The organism is Luteolibacter sp. (assembly GCF_058122085.1).
In genome coordinates, this window is the sequence record NZ_JBIKBQ010000100.1 from 1 (window position 1) to 15016 (window position 15016).

The 15016-nt window shown below is 59.2% G+C and carries 15 protein-coding genes, 1 tRNA gene and 1 pseudogene; 4 read left to right on the forward strand and 13 right to left on the reverse strand.

What is annotated here, in order from left to right:
* The first annotated feature begins 303 nt into the window (after positions 1-303).
* From AC4DF4_RS14325 to AC4DF4_RS14335, 3 genes and pseudogenes are all read left to right on the forward strand, one after another.
* On the forward strand, positions 304-1170 hold the full coding sequence (locus AC4DF4_RS14325; protein WP_490048792.1) for an FKBP-type peptidyl-prolyl cis-trans isomerase N-terminal domain-containing protein: 867 nt from the start codon (positions 304-306) through the stop codon (positions 1168-1170).
* Positions 1171-1572: 402 nt separating this feature from the next.
* A complete protein-coding gene (locus AC4DF4_RS14330) occupies positions 1573-2115 on the forward strand; it encodes a hypothetical protein (RefSeq protein ID WP_490048793.1) in 543 nt (180 codons plus the stop codon).
* Between the two features lie 221 nt (positions 2116-2336).
* Positions 2337-2878, forward strand: a pseudogene (locus AC4DF4_RS14335) (alanine dehydrogenase).
* Between the two features lie 106 nt (positions 2879-2984).
* Here AC4DF4_RS14335 and AC4DF4_RS14340 read toward each other — a convergent pair.
* From AC4DF4_RS14340 to AC4DF4_RS14350, 3 genes are all read right to left on the reverse strand, one after another.
* Positions 2985-4955, reverse strand: a complete 1971-nt coding sequence (locus AC4DF4_RS14340; RefSeq protein WP_490048806.1) for a fumarate reductase/succinate dehydrogenase flavoprotein subunit — start codon at positions 4953-4955, stop codon at positions 2985-2987.
* 39 nt (positions 4956-4994) lie between these two features.
* Positions 4995-5711: a succinate dehydrogenase cytochrome b subunit gene (locus AC4DF4_RS14345; protein WP_490048794.1), complete on the reverse strand. Its 717-nt coding sequence runs from the start codon at positions 5709-5711 to the stop codon at positions 4995-4997.
* A gap of 158 nt (positions 5712-5869) precedes the next feature.
* On the reverse strand, positions 5870-7207 hold the full coding sequence (locus AC4DF4_RS14350) for an MATE family efflux transporter (RefSeq protein ID WP_490048795.1): 1338 nt from the start codon (positions 7205-7207) through the stop codon (positions 5870-5872).
* A gap of 152 nt (positions 7208-7359) precedes the next feature.
* On the opposite strand from AC4DF4_RS14350, the gene AC4DF4_RS14355 reads away from it, so the two are divergent.
* Positions 7360-7432, forward strand: a tRNA-Lys gene (locus AC4DF4_RS14355).
* Here the strand turns inward: AC4DF4_RS14355 and AC4DF4_RS14360 are convergent.
* The 10 genes from AC4DF4_RS14360 to AC4DF4_RS14405 all read right to left on the reverse strand — a co-directional run.
* Entirely contained in the window at positions 7398-8333 is a 936-nt protein-coding gene (locus tag AC4DF4_RS14360; RefSeq protein WP_490048796.1) for a DUF6361 family protein, read from the reverse strand. The two genes, AC4DF4_RS14355 and AC4DF4_RS14360, sit on opposite strands and share 35 nt — an antisense overlap.
* A complete protein-coding gene (locus tag AC4DF4_RS14365; protein WP_490048797.1) occupies positions 8234-9319 on the reverse strand; it encodes a PfkB family carbohydrate kinase in 1086 nt (361 codons plus the stop codon). Before AC4DF4_RS14365 ends, AC4DF4_RS14360 begins: the two co-directional genes overlap by 100 nt.
* Before the next feature lie 19 nt (positions 9320-9338).
* On the reverse strand, positions 9339-10013 hold the full coding sequence (locus tag AC4DF4_RS14370) for a bifunctional 4-hydroxy-2-oxoglutarate aldolase/2-dehydro-3-deoxy-phosphogluconate aldolase (RefSeq protein WP_490048798.1): 675 nt from the start codon (positions 10011-10013) through the stop codon (positions 9339-9341).
* Positions 10014-10015: 2 nt separating this feature from the next.
* On the reverse strand, positions 10016-10897 hold the full coding sequence (locus tag AC4DF4_RS14375) for an EamA family transporter (RefSeq protein WP_490048799.1): 882 nt from the start codon (positions 10895-10897) through the stop codon (positions 10016-10018).
* Between the two features lie 26 nt (positions 10898-10923).
* Positions 10924-11718, reverse strand: coding sequence for an SDR family NAD(P)-dependent oxidoreductase (locus AC4DF4_RS14380; protein ID WP_490048800.1), 795 nt, complete (start codon positions 11716-11718; stop codon positions 10924-10926).
* A 25-nt stretch (positions 11719-11743) separates the two neighbouring features.
* Positions 11744-12847: a mandelate racemase/muconate lactonizing enzyme family protein gene (locus AC4DF4_RS14385; protein WP_490048801.1), complete on the reverse strand. Its 1104-nt coding sequence runs from the start codon at positions 12845-12847 to the stop codon at positions 11744-11746.
* A gap of 87 nt (positions 12848-12934) precedes the next feature.
* Positions 12935-13825: an SMP-30/gluconolactonase/LRE family protein gene (locus AC4DF4_RS14390; protein ID WP_490048802.1), complete on the reverse strand. Its 891-nt coding sequence runs from the start codon at positions 13823-13825 to the stop codon at positions 12935-12937.
* A 199-nt stretch (positions 13826-14024) separates the two neighbouring features.
* A complete protein-coding gene (locus AC4DF4_RS14395) occupies positions 14025-14177 on the reverse strand; it encodes a hypothetical protein (RefSeq protein ID WP_490048803.1) in 153 nt (50 codons plus the stop codon).
* Positions 14178-14256: 79 nt separating this feature from the next.
* On the reverse strand, positions 14257-14559 hold the full coding sequence (locus AC4DF4_RS14400) for a glycoside hydrolase family 97 C-terminal domain-containing protein (protein ID WP_490048804.1): 303 nt from the start codon (positions 14557-14559) through the stop codon (positions 14257-14259).
* 74 nt (positions 14560-14633) lie between these two features.
* The coding region (locus tag AC4DF4_RS14405; protein WP_490048805.1) for a hypothetical protein at positions 14634-15016 on the reverse strand (383 nt) is incomplete at its 5' end.

Below are 15016 nucleotides of genomic sequence, written 5' to 3' on the forward strand. Positions count from 1 at the left end.
GATGTTTTTCGATGAGCGCGCGGTAACGATCACGTTCGATGGCATCGTCAGGATCGATCAATCGAACGCGCACATGCTCAAGGACATGCTGTTCGGACACTGCCGGGACGCGGTAGCAGGATGTGGCCATGCGCGAGTTGTGCCCGAAGGCGCAGAACATGTTCAGTAATTTGGCTCAATCAGCTAAAAACCAGATTTTTGCCGATTTTTAAAAATCCGCCGTGGGATTCCCCCCCCCCGAAAACCCGTTCTGGACAGGTTCGCATCTCTTGCCTAGTTTTCCCGCTCTTCCACCAATACACTATGATCCGTAAATTCATCCCTGGCGCACTGGCCCTCGGCCTCATCGCCTCCGCTTTCGCCGCCGAAGCCAACAAGCCAGCAGCCGGTGCAGCACCTGCCAAGACAGAAGCTGTCACGCCCGCCATCGAAGCCCCGGCCAAACCCAAGCTCGATCCCGCCGTGATCAAGTCGGACTCCTCCTACGCCCTCGGTTTCCGCACCGGCGGCGGTTTCGCCCAGCAGTTCGGCAAGTTCGGCGTGGGTGCCGACGATCTCGATCCTGAAACCTTCCTCAAGGGATTCATGGCAGCCATCAAGGGCGGCAAGCCGGAACTCGAAGAAGCGAAACTCCAAGCCGCCATGGAAGCTCTCGGTGAGATGCTCCAAGGCCGCGAAAAGGAAAAAGCCGCCGCCAACCTCGAAGCCGGCAAGAAATTCCTCGCTGAAAACGCCAAGCGCGAAGGTGTCACCACCACCAAGAGCGGTCTTCAATACGAAGTCATCACCAAGGGTGGCAGCGAGAAATACGTCGCTCCCAAGGAAGGCGACAAGGCTGCAGCTGAGAAGCAATTCCTCGTTCACTACAAGGGCACGCTCATCGACGGCAAGGAATTCGACGCCTCGCCCGCCGGCGAGCCAGTGCCGATGACCCTTCAAGTGGTTCCAGGTTTCAAGGAAGCCCTCACCACCATGCCGGTCGGCGCCAAGTGGAAGATCTTCATGCCGAGCGACCTTGCCTACGGCGAAGAGCGCCGCAGCGCGGAGATCGCTCCGAACAGCGTTTTGATCTTCGAATTGGAGCTCGTCAAGATCCAGGACGCTCCCGCAGCTCCTGAAGGCGGCATGCCGTTCCCAATGCCACAAGGCGGCCCACAGCCGGGCGAATAAGCATCCGCTTTCCCTGGAAAATTCAAAAGGCTGCCGGGAGTTTCCCGGCAGCCTTTTTTGCTGAAGAAAGTTTCCGGAAGTCCGGTGCTCTGACGATATCATACCGTAAACCCGCTGCAAGGTGGGGAATTCCGCTGTCGTAACGAGGCGATGGAAAAGCCATCCATTCGATCCGCCCGGCTCCGGCGTCCGCGTTTTCATCGATGCATCACCGCGTTTGCCGCGGTGGCGCTCTCGTGCAACCAGGCGTTTTGCGAGGAGCGCCCGCGGCTGCAGATCCTGAACGGCAGCCCGCAGACCATTGATGTGTTCTGGATGAAGTCGGAAAACGAACGGGTTTCTAACTGAGTCGTCGCCCCTGGGCGGGACACCATCACCACCAGCCACGGCCACCGGTTTCTGATGGTGGGGCGCGACGACCGGACGGAGGCCAGCGTCACCTCGCAGGTGACCCACCAGGCGTTCCGTTTCGATCCTGCGGGGAAAGACGGCATCCCGGCGTTCTACACCCAAATCGAATGGCTTCGCGGATTTCCCATCGTGGCCTCGCAACCGATGCGCGGTTTCGAAACGTTTTCCGGCAAGGATTACTGGGACGGCCGCGCCCGCGGCACCGGCGGCAGCACCACCGATCCTTACTGCACCTGCGCCGAGGAAAACATGCTAGGCTATCCCGGAGATCCCTATGAGAAGGAAAACATCCTGATCCACGAGTTCGCCCACAACATCCACCTGCGCGGATTGAACAACGTCGATCCCACCTTCGACGTCCGTATCAGGCAGGCCTACGACGCGGCCATGAAGGAGGGTTTGTGGAAAGGCAAATACGCCAGCGTCAACTACTGCGAATATTTCGCCGAGGGCGTGCAATCGTGGTTCGACGACAACCGCGAGAACGATCACGACCACAACCATGTGAACACCCGCGTCGAGCTGCTGGAATAGGACCCCAAGCTCGCGGGCCTGTGCCGGGAAGTCTTCGCGGACACCGAATTCAAATACACCAAACCCGCCACCCGCCTTCACGGCCATCTCGCCGGCTACGATCCCTCCAAGGCCCCTGCCTTTGTCTGGCCCGAGCGGCTCAACGCGGTCAAGGCCGCCATCAAGGCCCAAGCCCAGGCTCGCGGCAAGAAGGCGGAGTCGCCGGGGTGAACGCGGCGCGCATGGCCACCGGCCTTGGCGCCGATGTCACGATTCTGGAAGTGGATCTCGAACGGATGCGCTTCCTCGACATTTCGCTGCATTCCGCCCACACGCTTTTCTCCAACGAGACGCATCTGATGGAGTTGCTGCCAAAGGTGGACCTGCTCATCGGCGCGGTGCTGGTGCCGGGAGCCAAGGCGCCGAGACTCATCAGCCGGGAAATGCTGCGCTGCATGAGGCCCGGCAGCGTGCTCGTGGACATCGCGGTCGATCAGGGAGGCTGTGCTGAAACCACGAGGCCCACCACCCATCATGATCCGACCTATGTCGAGGAGGGGTCACCCATTACTGCGTGGCGAACATGCCCGGCGCCTACGCGCGGACCGCCACCCAGGCGCTCGTCAATGTAACCCACCCCTACATCGAGCTGCTTGCGAACCATGGACTAACCGAAGCCTGCCAGCGCCAGCCCGCGCTCGCCGGTGGAATCAACGTGATGGACGGCGCGGTCGCCTGCAAGGAGGTGGCCGTCGCGCACGACCTTCCATTCAAGCCGCGTTAGGGCGTCCGCACCGGCAACCGGTGTGACCCGTCCGCGTTCGCCCCAGTGATGTAGTCCGGGCTTCGTCGTTCGTTTAACCGCCTTGCATCGCCCGGGATGTTAGCGCTTACGCGTAGCTGCGGATGGAGACGTGTACTTCCTCGTAAACGAGGGACTCCTTGTGCAGCGTGGGCGCCTTGCCCTCGCCATTGTATTCCCAGGCGGAGACGTGCGAGAAATGCTCGTCGTCACGCTTGGCCTCGCCGGCCTGGGTGCTGCCGGCGACGACCTCGGGGTCGTTTTCGAAGAACTGGTGCTCGGTGCGGAAGTGGCCGCCGCAGGACTCCTCGCGGTCAAGCGCGTCGTGGCACATGATCTCGCCGAACTCCAGGAAGTCGGCGACGCGGCCGGCTTTTTCGAGCTCCATGTTGGCGTTGGCACCGGAGCCGGGGATGAGGACGTTCTGCCAGAATTCCTCGCGGATCTGCGGGATTTTCTCAAGCGCCTCGGTGAGTCCCTCGCGGGAGCGGGCCATGCCGCATTTGTCCCACATGGTCAGGCCGAGCTCGCGGTGGAAGGAATCCACCGTGCGCTTGCCTTGGATGGCGAGCATCTTGTTGACGCGCTCGCGGGTCTCCGCCTCGGTCTGTTTGAACTCGGGCATGTCGGTGGTGACGCTGCCGGGTTTCTGGGTGACGAGGTAGTTGGCGATGGTGGTGGGCAGGACGAAATAACCGTCTGCCAGACCCTGCATCAGGGCTGAGGCTCCCAGGCGGTTCGCGCCGTGGTCGGAGAAATTCGCCTCGCCGAGCACGTGCAGGCCGGGGACGTTGGACATCAGGTTGTAGTCCACCCAAAGGCCGCCCATGGTGTAGTGGACGGCCGGATAGATCATCATCGGCAGCTTGTAAGGATCCTCGCCGGCGATTTTCTCGTACATCTGGAAGAGGTTGCCGTAGCGGGCGCGGATGGTGGCCTCGCCGAGGCGCTTGGTGGCGTCCCGGAAGTCCAGATAGACGCCGAGGCCGGTCGGGGCGATGCCGCGGCCGTCGTCGCAGGCTTCCTTGGCGGCGCGGGAGGAAATGTCGCGCGGCGCGAGGTTGCCGAAGGACGGGTATTTCCGCTCCAGGAAGTAGTCGCGGTCGTCCTCGGGGACGTCGTTGGGGTTGAGCTGCTTGGCGCGGATTTTCGCGGCGATCTCCTTGGTCTTGGGAGCCCAGATGCGGCCGTCGTTGCGGAGCGACTCGGACATCAGGGTGAGCTTGGACTGATAGTCGCCGCTGACCGGGATGCAGGTCGGGTGGATCTGGGTGTAGCAGGGATTGGCGAAATACGCGCCGCGGCGGGCGGCGCGCCAGGCTCCGGTGACGTTGCAGCCCATCGCGTTGGTCGAGAGGAAGAAGACGTTGCCGTAGCCGCCGGTGGCGAGGATGACCGCGTCCGCGGCGTGGGTCGAGATCGCGCCGGTGTTGAGGTCGCGGACGACGATGCCCTTGGCGTGGCCGTTGACCAGCACGAGGTCGAGCATCTCGGTGCGCGGATACATCTTCACGCCGCCCTTGTGGATTTCCTTTTCAAGTGCCTGATAGCATCCGATCAGGAGCTGTTGTCCTGTCTGGCCGCGGGCGTAGAAGGTGCGGGAAACCTGCGAGCCGCCGAAGGAGCGGTTGTCGAGCAGGCCGCCGTATTCGCGGGCGAAGGGCACGCCCTGGGCGACGCACTGGTCGATGATGGAGTTGGAAACCTCGGCGAGGCGATAGACGTTGCCTTCGCGAGCGCGGAAGTCGCCGCCCTTGATCGTGTCGTAAAACAGGCGGCGCACCGAGTCGCCGTCGTTCTGGTAGTTCTTGGCGGCGTTGATGCCGCCCTGCGCGGCGATGGAGTGGGCGCGGCGCGGGCTGTCTTGGTAGCAGAAGCACTTCACCTGATAGCCCATCTCCGCAAGCGAGGCGGCGGCGGAACCACCGGCGAGGCCGGAGCCGACGATGATGACGGTGAATTTCCGCTTGTTCGCCGGGTTGATGAGCTTGGAGTCCATTTTGTGCTTGGACCATTTCTGATCAAGCGGGCCGGACGGGATTTTGCTGTCGAGGACGATGGACATGGTGCGGAGTGGTTGGAAGACAGGAGGGGAATTTCAGCGGCCGAAGCCGAAGATCAGGATTGCGACCGGGATCGAGACGAAGCCGACCCAGATGAACAAGCTGTAGCCGACGGAAATCAACTTGATGAGTCCGGCGGCCTTTTGGGAACGGAAACCGAGGGTTTGGAAAATCGAGCCGACGCCGTGCATCAGGTGCGAGCAGAGCAGCGTCATGGCGATGACGTAGAAGACCGACGCTGGCCACCAGTTGAAGCCGTCGATGACCATCAGCCAGGCGTTGTGAACCTCTTTCTCGACGCCGGGGATGGTGGTCTTGTAGCGGGCCAGCGAGTTGTATTCGTTGCCGACGCGGGCGGTGAAGTGGAGCATGTGATAGATCACGAACGCCAGGATGGTCAGGCCGGAGAGAATCATCGTCCGCGAGGATTTCGAGGCCTGGAGGGTCGCCTTGCGCTCGTAGGCCTGGCGGGCGGCGCGGTTCTGGCGGGTGAGCGCCACCGTGGCGGCGATGTGGGCGGCGATCATCACCAGCATGACCGCGCGGAAGGCCCAGATGCCCGCGCCGTGGAGCATGTGATGGAGGAAATACGCGTATTCGTTGAACGGCTCGGCTCCCAGGAACACCACCAGGTTTCCAATCAGGTGACCGGCGAGAAAGAGGACAAGAACGATTCCGGTGATGGCGACGACGAGCTTTTTCCCGATGGAGGAGGACCAGTAAGTATCGAGGCAATGGGTGAGGGCATTCATGGCAATAAGGAGCAGGCTGCTTTGCAGTCCGCGCGAGGAATAAACAGGGAGGGAAGGGTTTTCAAGGGGAGAGTCGCCCGGAAGCGAAATCGGTGGAGTGAATGGCGGAATCCGCGGATGGCAAGGCGCCCGCTACCCGGCAGAAACTCCCTAACGAATCATGCCCGGCTGGCCGTCTTCCCGGTGCTCCTCCACAGGCGCGGGCTCAAAGTGACGCAGGCGACGAAAAGCCCCGCCGCCAAGCCCCACCAAACGCCGGTCGCTCCGAGCTCCAGCCCGAACGCCAAGCCCGCGCCTACGGGCAGTCCCACGAGCCAATACGACGCGAACCCCATCACCGCCGGCACCCGCGCGTCATGCAGGCCGCGCAGCATCGCCGATGACACCACCTGAAGACTGTCAACCAGTTGGAAAACGCCGACGATCACCAGCATTGAAGCCGCCAGCGCGACCACCGCAGGCGCGTCGATGAAAAGCGAGGCAAGGAATTTTCCGAAAATCAGGAAACAAGCTGCGGCGACCAGCGACCAGCCGCCGCTGAGCAACCAGCCCGAGATCGCGATCGGGCGCAACCGCGTCAGCTCACCCGCGCCATGGGCCTCGCCGATCCGGACGGTGAGCGCCATCGAAAGCCCGAGCGGAATCATGAACGCCGTCGCCGCCAGAGTGATCGCGATCTGATGGGCCGCCATCGCGTCCGGTCCGAAGCTCCCCATGATCAGCCCGGCCAGCGAGAACGCGGAAACCTCAAAAATCATCTGGATGCTCGCCGGCAGCCCGACCGACAGCAAGCGCCGGAGATCCCCGAAGTCCGGCGTGCGGAACCAGCGGTAAGGCACCCATTCGCGCAAGTCCTTGGCCCGCAACAGCCAGCCAATCATCGCCAGCAGGATGGCGGTGCGGGAAATCAGAGTCGCCCACGCCGCGCCCTCGAAGCCGAGAGCCGGGCATCCGAAATTACCGTAAATCATCACCCAGTTCAGCCCCACATTCAGTCCCACGCCGCCGAGGAAAATCCAGAACGGCGGCCACGGCCGGTTCAACGCGTCGGCATGGTTTTTCAACGCGATCGACGCCAGCGCCGGAATTACCGAGGCCATGATGATTTGAAAAAACACCGTCGTCCGTACGGCCACCGCGGCGGGCTGGCCGAAGAAATCGAGGTTCATCGAAACGAGCCAGGAAATCCCGAACAGCACCAATCCCAGCGCCGTTGCCAGATACAGCCCGTGGCGGCAGCTCCCGCGAGCACCCGGGGCGTCATTCGCCCCGCGCGAGTTCGAGGTGAAGACGGAAATCCCCGTCAACAGGCCGATCCCGAACACGAACGGCACGTGAAACAGCGAGTTCGCAAAGGTCAGCGCCGCCAAGTCCGCCACCCCCAGGTGCCCGACCATCAGGGTGTCCACCACACCCATCAGCATCTGGCTGAGCTGCCCGATCATCAGCGGCAGCGCCAGCCGCAGCGTGAGGCGGGATTCGTGAAAAAGGTTCATGGGCCGATGGCTGTGTTGGCCCAAAGCGCCGGTTTGTCCATGACATTGTCTCGATGAAGATAATGCGCGAATCCGTCACATTTTACCGTTGCCCTCGCCGCGAGACTTGCTAAACCTCCGGCGTCGCCGCAGCGGCGGCGGCAAAGTATAACGCCTCGGTAGCTCAGTTGGTAGAGCAGTTGACTCTTAATCAATTGGTCCTTGGTTCGAATCCAAGCCGGGGTACTTTTGTAATCAGCGAGTTATGGAAATCGGGTTTCCCGCGCGATACCATATGTTGGCCATAAAAGACGGCGAGAGCGCCTCCGAAGATGTCCCAGGTGGTGTTTGAGGTTTCTCCGCAGCAGTCCGCATCTTCGGATGACAGGCGCAACGAACAGGCTTCGGGAAATCCATCAGGCCGCTTGGGCAAGCCTCCATGCCAGTTGGGTGTCAGCAGGTCATCGTGCTCCTCGTCCCGTTCCGATTTCCGGGCAAGGTGATGTTCCCGCCGGTTATGGTGCCTTTCAAAACTCCTGTGATATTGGGCCAAGGATCCCTGAAAGGCGCGGATTCCCCAAACCCCGAGGCCCTGCCAATACACGCTGCTAGGCAGTCTCTTGAGGGCGCTGCGTGCATACTTGCCAATGTTTCCCTCCTTGTCGTCGGAGCGCTCGATGGCTTCGATCAAGGCGGTTTCGGCCCGTCGCGCCCGCTCCGAAATTGGGGTCGAACCTATCCGCATGGCCTCCAAAGCCTGATAGGTCCATGCCACAAGCAGGAAGTATCGCGCCCGCGTTTGGATCGTGCTGGTCCCTGGAAAAAGCTGATCGGCGAAGGAATCCCGCACGGAAGCCAGCCCCAGTTCATCGCGGGTTTCTTTCTCTCGGAACAAATCCACCATGTCGAGCATGGTGCACCGCTCGCGTTCGGAGTAATGGCGCCCCTCCAATGCAAGCAGAAGAAGGCGACCTGCCAAAGAATGTGCGCGGCAATTTGTCAGCAACAAGAAGCCTTTTGCAGGAGTCAAAACCAGTTTCGCAGGGATCAGCGCACCACTCTGCCCGAGGCGGAACCGCCCATCAACGCTTCGACCTCCTGGCGGCTGACAAAGTTGAAATCCCCCTCCACGGAGTGAGCGAGGCATGAGGCCGCCGTGGCGAAGCGCAAAGCGGTTTGCGGTTCGCTCAGTTCTGGCGTGGTGAGGGCAAAAATCAACCCGCCGGCGAAGGAATCGCCCGCGCCCACCCGGTCCACTATGTTTCGAATCTCGTAAGGCCGGTATTCGTCACCCGATTTCGGAGCAAAATGCGCCTGATCTTCCTTGGCAACGTAGAGCATCGCCCCCCAGTTGTTGTGCGACGCCGAAAGGCTTTCGCGCAATGTGATCGCCACCCTGCCCGCGTTTGGAAACTGCCTTGTTACTTGCCGGGCGACGTCCGCATAACGGCCAATTTCCAGCTTGCCCGCATGGACGTCCGTAGCGCCCGCGCGGATGCCGAGCACATCGCCGCAATCCTCTTCGTTGGCAATGATGACGTCGGTGTAACGCAGCAATCCGCGCATGGTGGTTTCCGCCAGCTCTTGCGGTTTCTGGGAAGCATCCCAGCGCCACAATTTTTGACGAAAGTTCAGATCGCAGGAAACCGTCGCACCGGCCTTTTTGGCGGCCTGCACCGCCGTCAATGCGGCCTCTGCCGCCATTCGCGAGATGGCCGGAGTAATGCCCGAGATATGAAACCATTGGGCGTCTTTGAAGATTTCCGGCCACGGGTAGGAGCCCGCCGGAGTCAACGAAACGCTGGCGCCCTCCCGATCATAGATCACTTGGCTCGCTCGTTGGTTGGCGCCCGTTTCGAGAAAATAAAAACCCAGCCGTCCCTCTTTCGTGCGCAGAACGTGGCGAGTATCCACCCCCAACCCGCGAAGCCGGTCAATGCAAGCGTCGGCAATTGCATTTCCGGGCAAGGCGGTGACGAAGCGGGCCTGCCCGCCCAGCATGGCCACAGAGACAGCCGCGTTGGCCTCGGCGCCAGCAAACGTAATTTGAACGGTCCCAGGCAAAGCCTGGCGCAGACGCTGAAAACCGGGCGGGGCGATACGGCCCATGATTTCCCCAAAGGTGACGATCATAAAATTCGGAGGTTGAATGTTAATTGCTCCCGCTTTGTCCGCGCACTGAATCGGCGATACTTCGCGCTTCTAGCGCGAGCGCGCGGATTTTGTCCCAGGCCTCATCTTGAATCAAGTGGTTCGGCGCCAGCCACGATCCGCCCACCGCCAGGATCGAAGGCGTTTGCAGGTAGTTTTTCAGGTTCGCCGCCGACACACCGCCGAGGGGAATAAAACCGAGGCCCAGATGCGCGAACGGCGCTGCTATGCTCTTCAAATACGGAATGCCGCCGCTGGGCTCCGCCGGGAAAAATTTTAATTCACGGCAGCCCAATTCGACGGCGGTGGAGATGTCGGAAGGCGTCGCGACTCCCGGCACAAACGGCAATCCGTGCGCGCGCGCCGCCGCAATCACGCGCGGGCTGGTTCCCGGCGCCACGGCGAAGTCGGCTTTGAGCCGGACAATGTCGGCGACTTGTTCCGGTGTAATAACAGTGCCGACCCCGGCGAGCATTTCCGGCACCTCAGCTTTCACCAGGCGCAGCGCTTCAAGGGCGGCCGGCGTGCGCAGTGTAAGTTCCATGGCCTGGACGCCTCCTTCGATCAATGCCCTGGCCAGCGGCACGGCGTGCCGCGCGTCTTCAATGACGAGGACGGCAATAACGCCACATTGTTGAATGCGTTTAAAAATCGGGTCGGGCAATTGAGAGTGCATATTCAATAACTTTTCATTGGTTGGCGGGCCTCATCCAGCACCATGAGCAAAGCTCCACCAATGCCCAGGATAATGGCGACGCTTTGAATTGATGTCGGCAGAGTTCTATACCAAGCCAGCGAAACCAAAACCGTGATCACCGGGTAGCCATTGCACAACGGAGCCACAATGATGCCTTTTCCGTACCGAAATGCGAAAACGAATGTGCAAAAGCCAATCGCATTTAACAGTTGAATAACGGTTGCGGCACCCACCCCGGACCATCCCCAATTGATGGTCTGGTGGAAGTTCGTCATCCACAGGGTGAGTGGAACAAACGCCAGGGCGGCCAGCGTGTTGTAAAAGCAGATGCTGGCGGAGCTCATGTGTTGGCTGGCGACTTTCATATAGTAAGCCTGCACTCCCCAAGCCACCGTTATCACGAGAGACATCAGCAGCCAACCATGACCAAATTCACCCTTTTGCGGATCTTGAACTGAAAAGAACAGGACGCTGATAATCGCGAGCACGATGCCCAGCGCCCCTAACTTGCCGGTTCGCTCGCGCAACAGGGCGAATGACAAAAGCACGGTAATCGTCGGAGAGAGCGCGATGATGGGAAAGACGAGGTACGCCGGACCGATCGTAAGCACTTTGAACAACAGAACCGTGCCGCCGCAACCCGTCACGCCGATGAGCGTTCCGTAAATGATCGCTTTGCGATGCCGGTCAATGTGGAATTTCTCCAGCGCGAGCATCACGATTGCCGGCAGGATCATCGTTACGGACCACACCACGTAACCGAGTGTTTCGGGAAAGCCGTTCTTCTCCGGGGTGCCGGTAAAGGCTCCCCACACTCCCCAGAAAACGAGAGTCGTTAGAGCGGATAGGAGCCAGGGTTTCATAGTGCGAGTTGAGCGGCCTGGAAGCGTTAATCAGGAGTGGCAACCGTTTGGTTGAAGGTTGCAATGTCGCCTTTAAAACACCCATATCCCGAATCCGCGGAAATTGTCGTTCCGGTAATGAGGCGCGAGACGTCGGAGGCTAGGAAGAGCGCGACATCGGCCACCTCCAGCGGATCGGCAACATCCATGAGGTGCAGTTTCTTAATTTGTGGATCGTCAATGAAACTCATCTGCGCGGGCGTTTTCACAAAACCCGGCGCGATTGAGTTGATTCGCACGCCTCGGGGCGAGAGACTTGTCGCCGCGGCTCGGACCAGTGCCACGACTCCTCCCTTGGCGGTGACGTAGGCGCTGATGCCCGGACAGGCGATGAGTGCGTCCACGGTGGTGGTCAAAACTATGGACCCGCTTTTTTGCCGCTCCATTGCCTGGCCGACGTACTTCACACAGTGAAAGGTCCCGTCCAAAATCAAAGTTCTGATGTTTATCCAAACCTCTTCAGGAAGCTCGGTGACCGGCTTGTCGCAGTTGTTCACGTACTTGGCGTTCATTGCATTGTGGAACAAAACGTCCAGGCGCCCTTCAGCCGCAACGATCTGTTCGACTCCGCTCGCGACGCATTTCTCGTCCGTGACATCGAAATAAAGTGTCTTGAGCCGGTCCGCCGGGTATTCCTGCTGCAAGCGGGCCAACTGTTCGCGATTCACGTCGGCGGCGTAAACGATGGCATTCTCCTCCAAAAAACGGGTCACCCCGGCCCGGCCAATGCCTTGTCCAGCGCCCGTAATCAACACTACGCGGTCTTTGAGTTTGAGGTCCATGCTGATGCTCCTTTGAATTGGTAATTTATTTTACCGGGAATTTGTCTCCGTAAATGATGAAAGGTCCGTCCTTCAGGAAGGCTTCGTGATACTTTTTCACCGCCTTTTCATCCACCTCAAATCCTATCCCCGGCGACTCAATCATGCCCCAGGTTGGACCTGTGGAAATAGGAATGTCTCCTTTGATGACGTCGCCCGCCATCATGTAGGCCGTTTGTTGGTGACCCTCCGCGGCATTGGGGATGGCGAGCATCAAGTGCTGACAAACGGCGGCGGCGATTCCGTATTCGCCGTGCGTATGCTTTACAACCTGGATTCCGTGGAAATCCGCGAGATGGCACAACCTCAGAAAAGTGGAAATGGAGCCGACCCAATAAGGGCTGAAACAGAGAAAATCCACCGCCCTGGATGCGATGATGCGGTGCACCTCCTCCGCGCGCCACATTCCCTCGTTCGCGCACAGGGCAACCGGCGTTTGGCGCTTCAATTCGTGCATGATCTCCAACGGCTCGATTCGCGTCGGGGCTTCTGCAAAATCCAGGTCAAACATTTCGTGCCACCGATTGAGCAGCCTTCGCGCGATCAAGGGACTCCAAGCCTGATTCGTATCAATCCGCAGCTTGGCCTTGGGGCCGATCGTTTGGCGGATGGTGCGGAGCATTTGCTCCTCAAACTCGGCATTGATGCCGACCTTGACGTAAAAGACACTGAAACCCTTCTTCACGCCGTCCTCACATTGCGCCCGCACGGAATCCAGGTCCGTATAGGTGAGGTAATAGAAGTAATTCACTTCCTCGCGCATCGCGCCGCCAAACAACTGATAAAGAGGCTTGCCAACTTCCTTGCCGCACAAATCCCACAGCGCCATGTCAATTCCGGCGTAAGCCAGGTTCGCCGTCATCTCCTGATACAGCCACGGACCGCTGTCAAAAATGTCCCGGCAAATCGCCTCCCGATTCCACGGCGAGCGGCCCAGGACAATGGGCGTCATGGCTTTGATGGCGGCTTGAATTCCAAAAACATCAGCCACGCGCGTACTCTCGCCCCAGCCGACCAGGCCCGAATCGGTGGTAATTTTTATGATGAGATCGGTCACTCCGGAGCGCGCAACCAACGCGCTCTTTTCCATGTGCTTGTATGGAATGTTTATGGGCCAGGATTCAATTTTAGCTATTTTCATTATTGTTTGGCAGCGCCGCTGGCGCCGGTTTCTTTCTTAGTCAATTCGTACACGGCCCCGGGTGGTGCCCCGGACACCGGTTTCCAGTTTGAACACCGTCCCGGCGAGAGGATATTGAGCTTCCTCGGCTGAAGTCATGGTGTGCCGCGCGGTGGTAATATAAAGCGTTGTCATGTTCGGGCCGCCAAATGTGCAACTCGTCACTTGCGATGCGGGCACCGGAATCGTTTGCACGATCTTCCCGCTGGGGGCGAAGACAAAAATGGCCGCATCTCCCCACCGGCAGTTCCAAAGATTGCCACTGCAATCCATGGTGGAACCATCGGGACACCCGGCCGTTGACGATTTGGCAAAAACGGTTTTGTTGGCGATCGTTTCGCCATCGTAGTCATAACGGAAAAGCGTGCTCTCGAAAGAATCCGCCAGGTAAAAGCTCCGGTTGTCCGGTGACCACAGCATCGTATTCGGAATTCCCAATCCGCTCTCGTGGCGGGTCAGCGTTTTTTTGGAAAGTTTGTACAAACCGCCCTTTTTGCCAATGGGCAGGTCTGTATTGTCAGGGGCCAGGTTGTTCTCCATTGTCCCGAACCAAAGACGACCCCGATCATCCACGCCGCAGTCATTGCAGATGTTGGTGGGGAACTCCGGTTCCACGTCCAGGAAATGCTCGATTCGCCCGCTGGGAAAATGGCAAAGCTTGAGACCGTTGCTCGTCAACACCAGGAGCGTGTCGTCAATATGGGTCAGCGCGACACAGCCGATCAGTCCATCGTAGGGAATGCTGTGAGAGGTCTTTCGGGCTTCGTCGAATCTCCAGATTTTTGAAGGATAGCCAACATCCACCCAATAAAGGACATGGCTTTTGTCATCCCAAATGATGGATTCGCCAAGCCGCATTCGCTTTTCGAGCAGTGGTATGATCTGCATGACGCCGGGATGGTTGAAGCAGGCGAGCCAGATGTCAACCGAGTTTCTCGGCGGCGTCATCGTTGCGTTCCGCGCGGACGGAAGCAGCCAGCTGGGTTGTGGTCAGGACGGCCACGAGGGTTGGAAGGATTCTTTTCATTTGTTTTTGTTTTCAGTTTGTTGGTTGGATCGGGTGGGTTTGCCACGGGAATGTTTCCATTTAGAGCGACCAGCCCTTGCGATAGGGTCGGCGCACCCATTCGTTGGCGGCTTCGAGGTTGGTCACCTTCATGAGTTCGTTGTCCCACAGCAGTTTCTGGTTGAAATCGGCGGTGGTGGTGACAAATCGTCTTCTGCTGATCGTGTGTTTCATGATGTGCTGTGTTGGCTGATTGAGTTTTCAGGAAACGGCGTGCCGTTGTCCATGACGCCGTTGTACAGGCCTGATCCTATTATAATTGCCTTGCAAGAATTACGCATGCGCCACCGCCTGGCGCCAGCTTGACCTTTATAACATCTGAACCTGTCAAATTCTTCTTGTCGGCACTGTAGTCTTCCATGTGGGTCCTGTAATCTGACTTAGGACCATCCTGAATAACAGTTGCCTCATATTTCCCGGAATCCAGGAAAGAAAGCGGCACAGATAAACTGCCGTCCGGCGACCTCAACTCGACTGTTTGTGCTCCAGCCGCTGGTAAGGTCAGAAGAGAGCAAATGACTATATAAGCAATGGACAAAAAATGAGTTTTCTTCATCAAACACCTCCGTTTATTCTCATCCTCCAACCGACGGTGACAAGGCGCCGTAGCTAAACATTCAACAATTGATTTTATGGTTTCTTTTCTCCAAAAAATCTGGCCTGCCAGACAACTGGAGACTGCTGGCTCTTGAAAGTCACCGACAAGAGGTCCCCTGTCCTTTCCTGCCTGACCGTAAGCGGGTTGCCGCCGGCCGTGGCCGTCGCATTCACAGTCGGCGGGGTGCCCTGCGGGAGGTGGAGGAAGAGCGTGTAGTCAGCCCCCGGAACGGTTTCAGATCGACCTTGCAGGGTATTGGTCTTCTCGTTCCAAGTAAGGTCCTCGATGGAGTAGGCGCCGGTTATATGCCGCGAGGTCCCGATCAACTGCGGGCGACTCAACAAGCGATGCACCAGCAGCACCCGGGTATCGTGTCCTTTGACCTCAACGGAGATCCGGTCGGATACCACGCCCA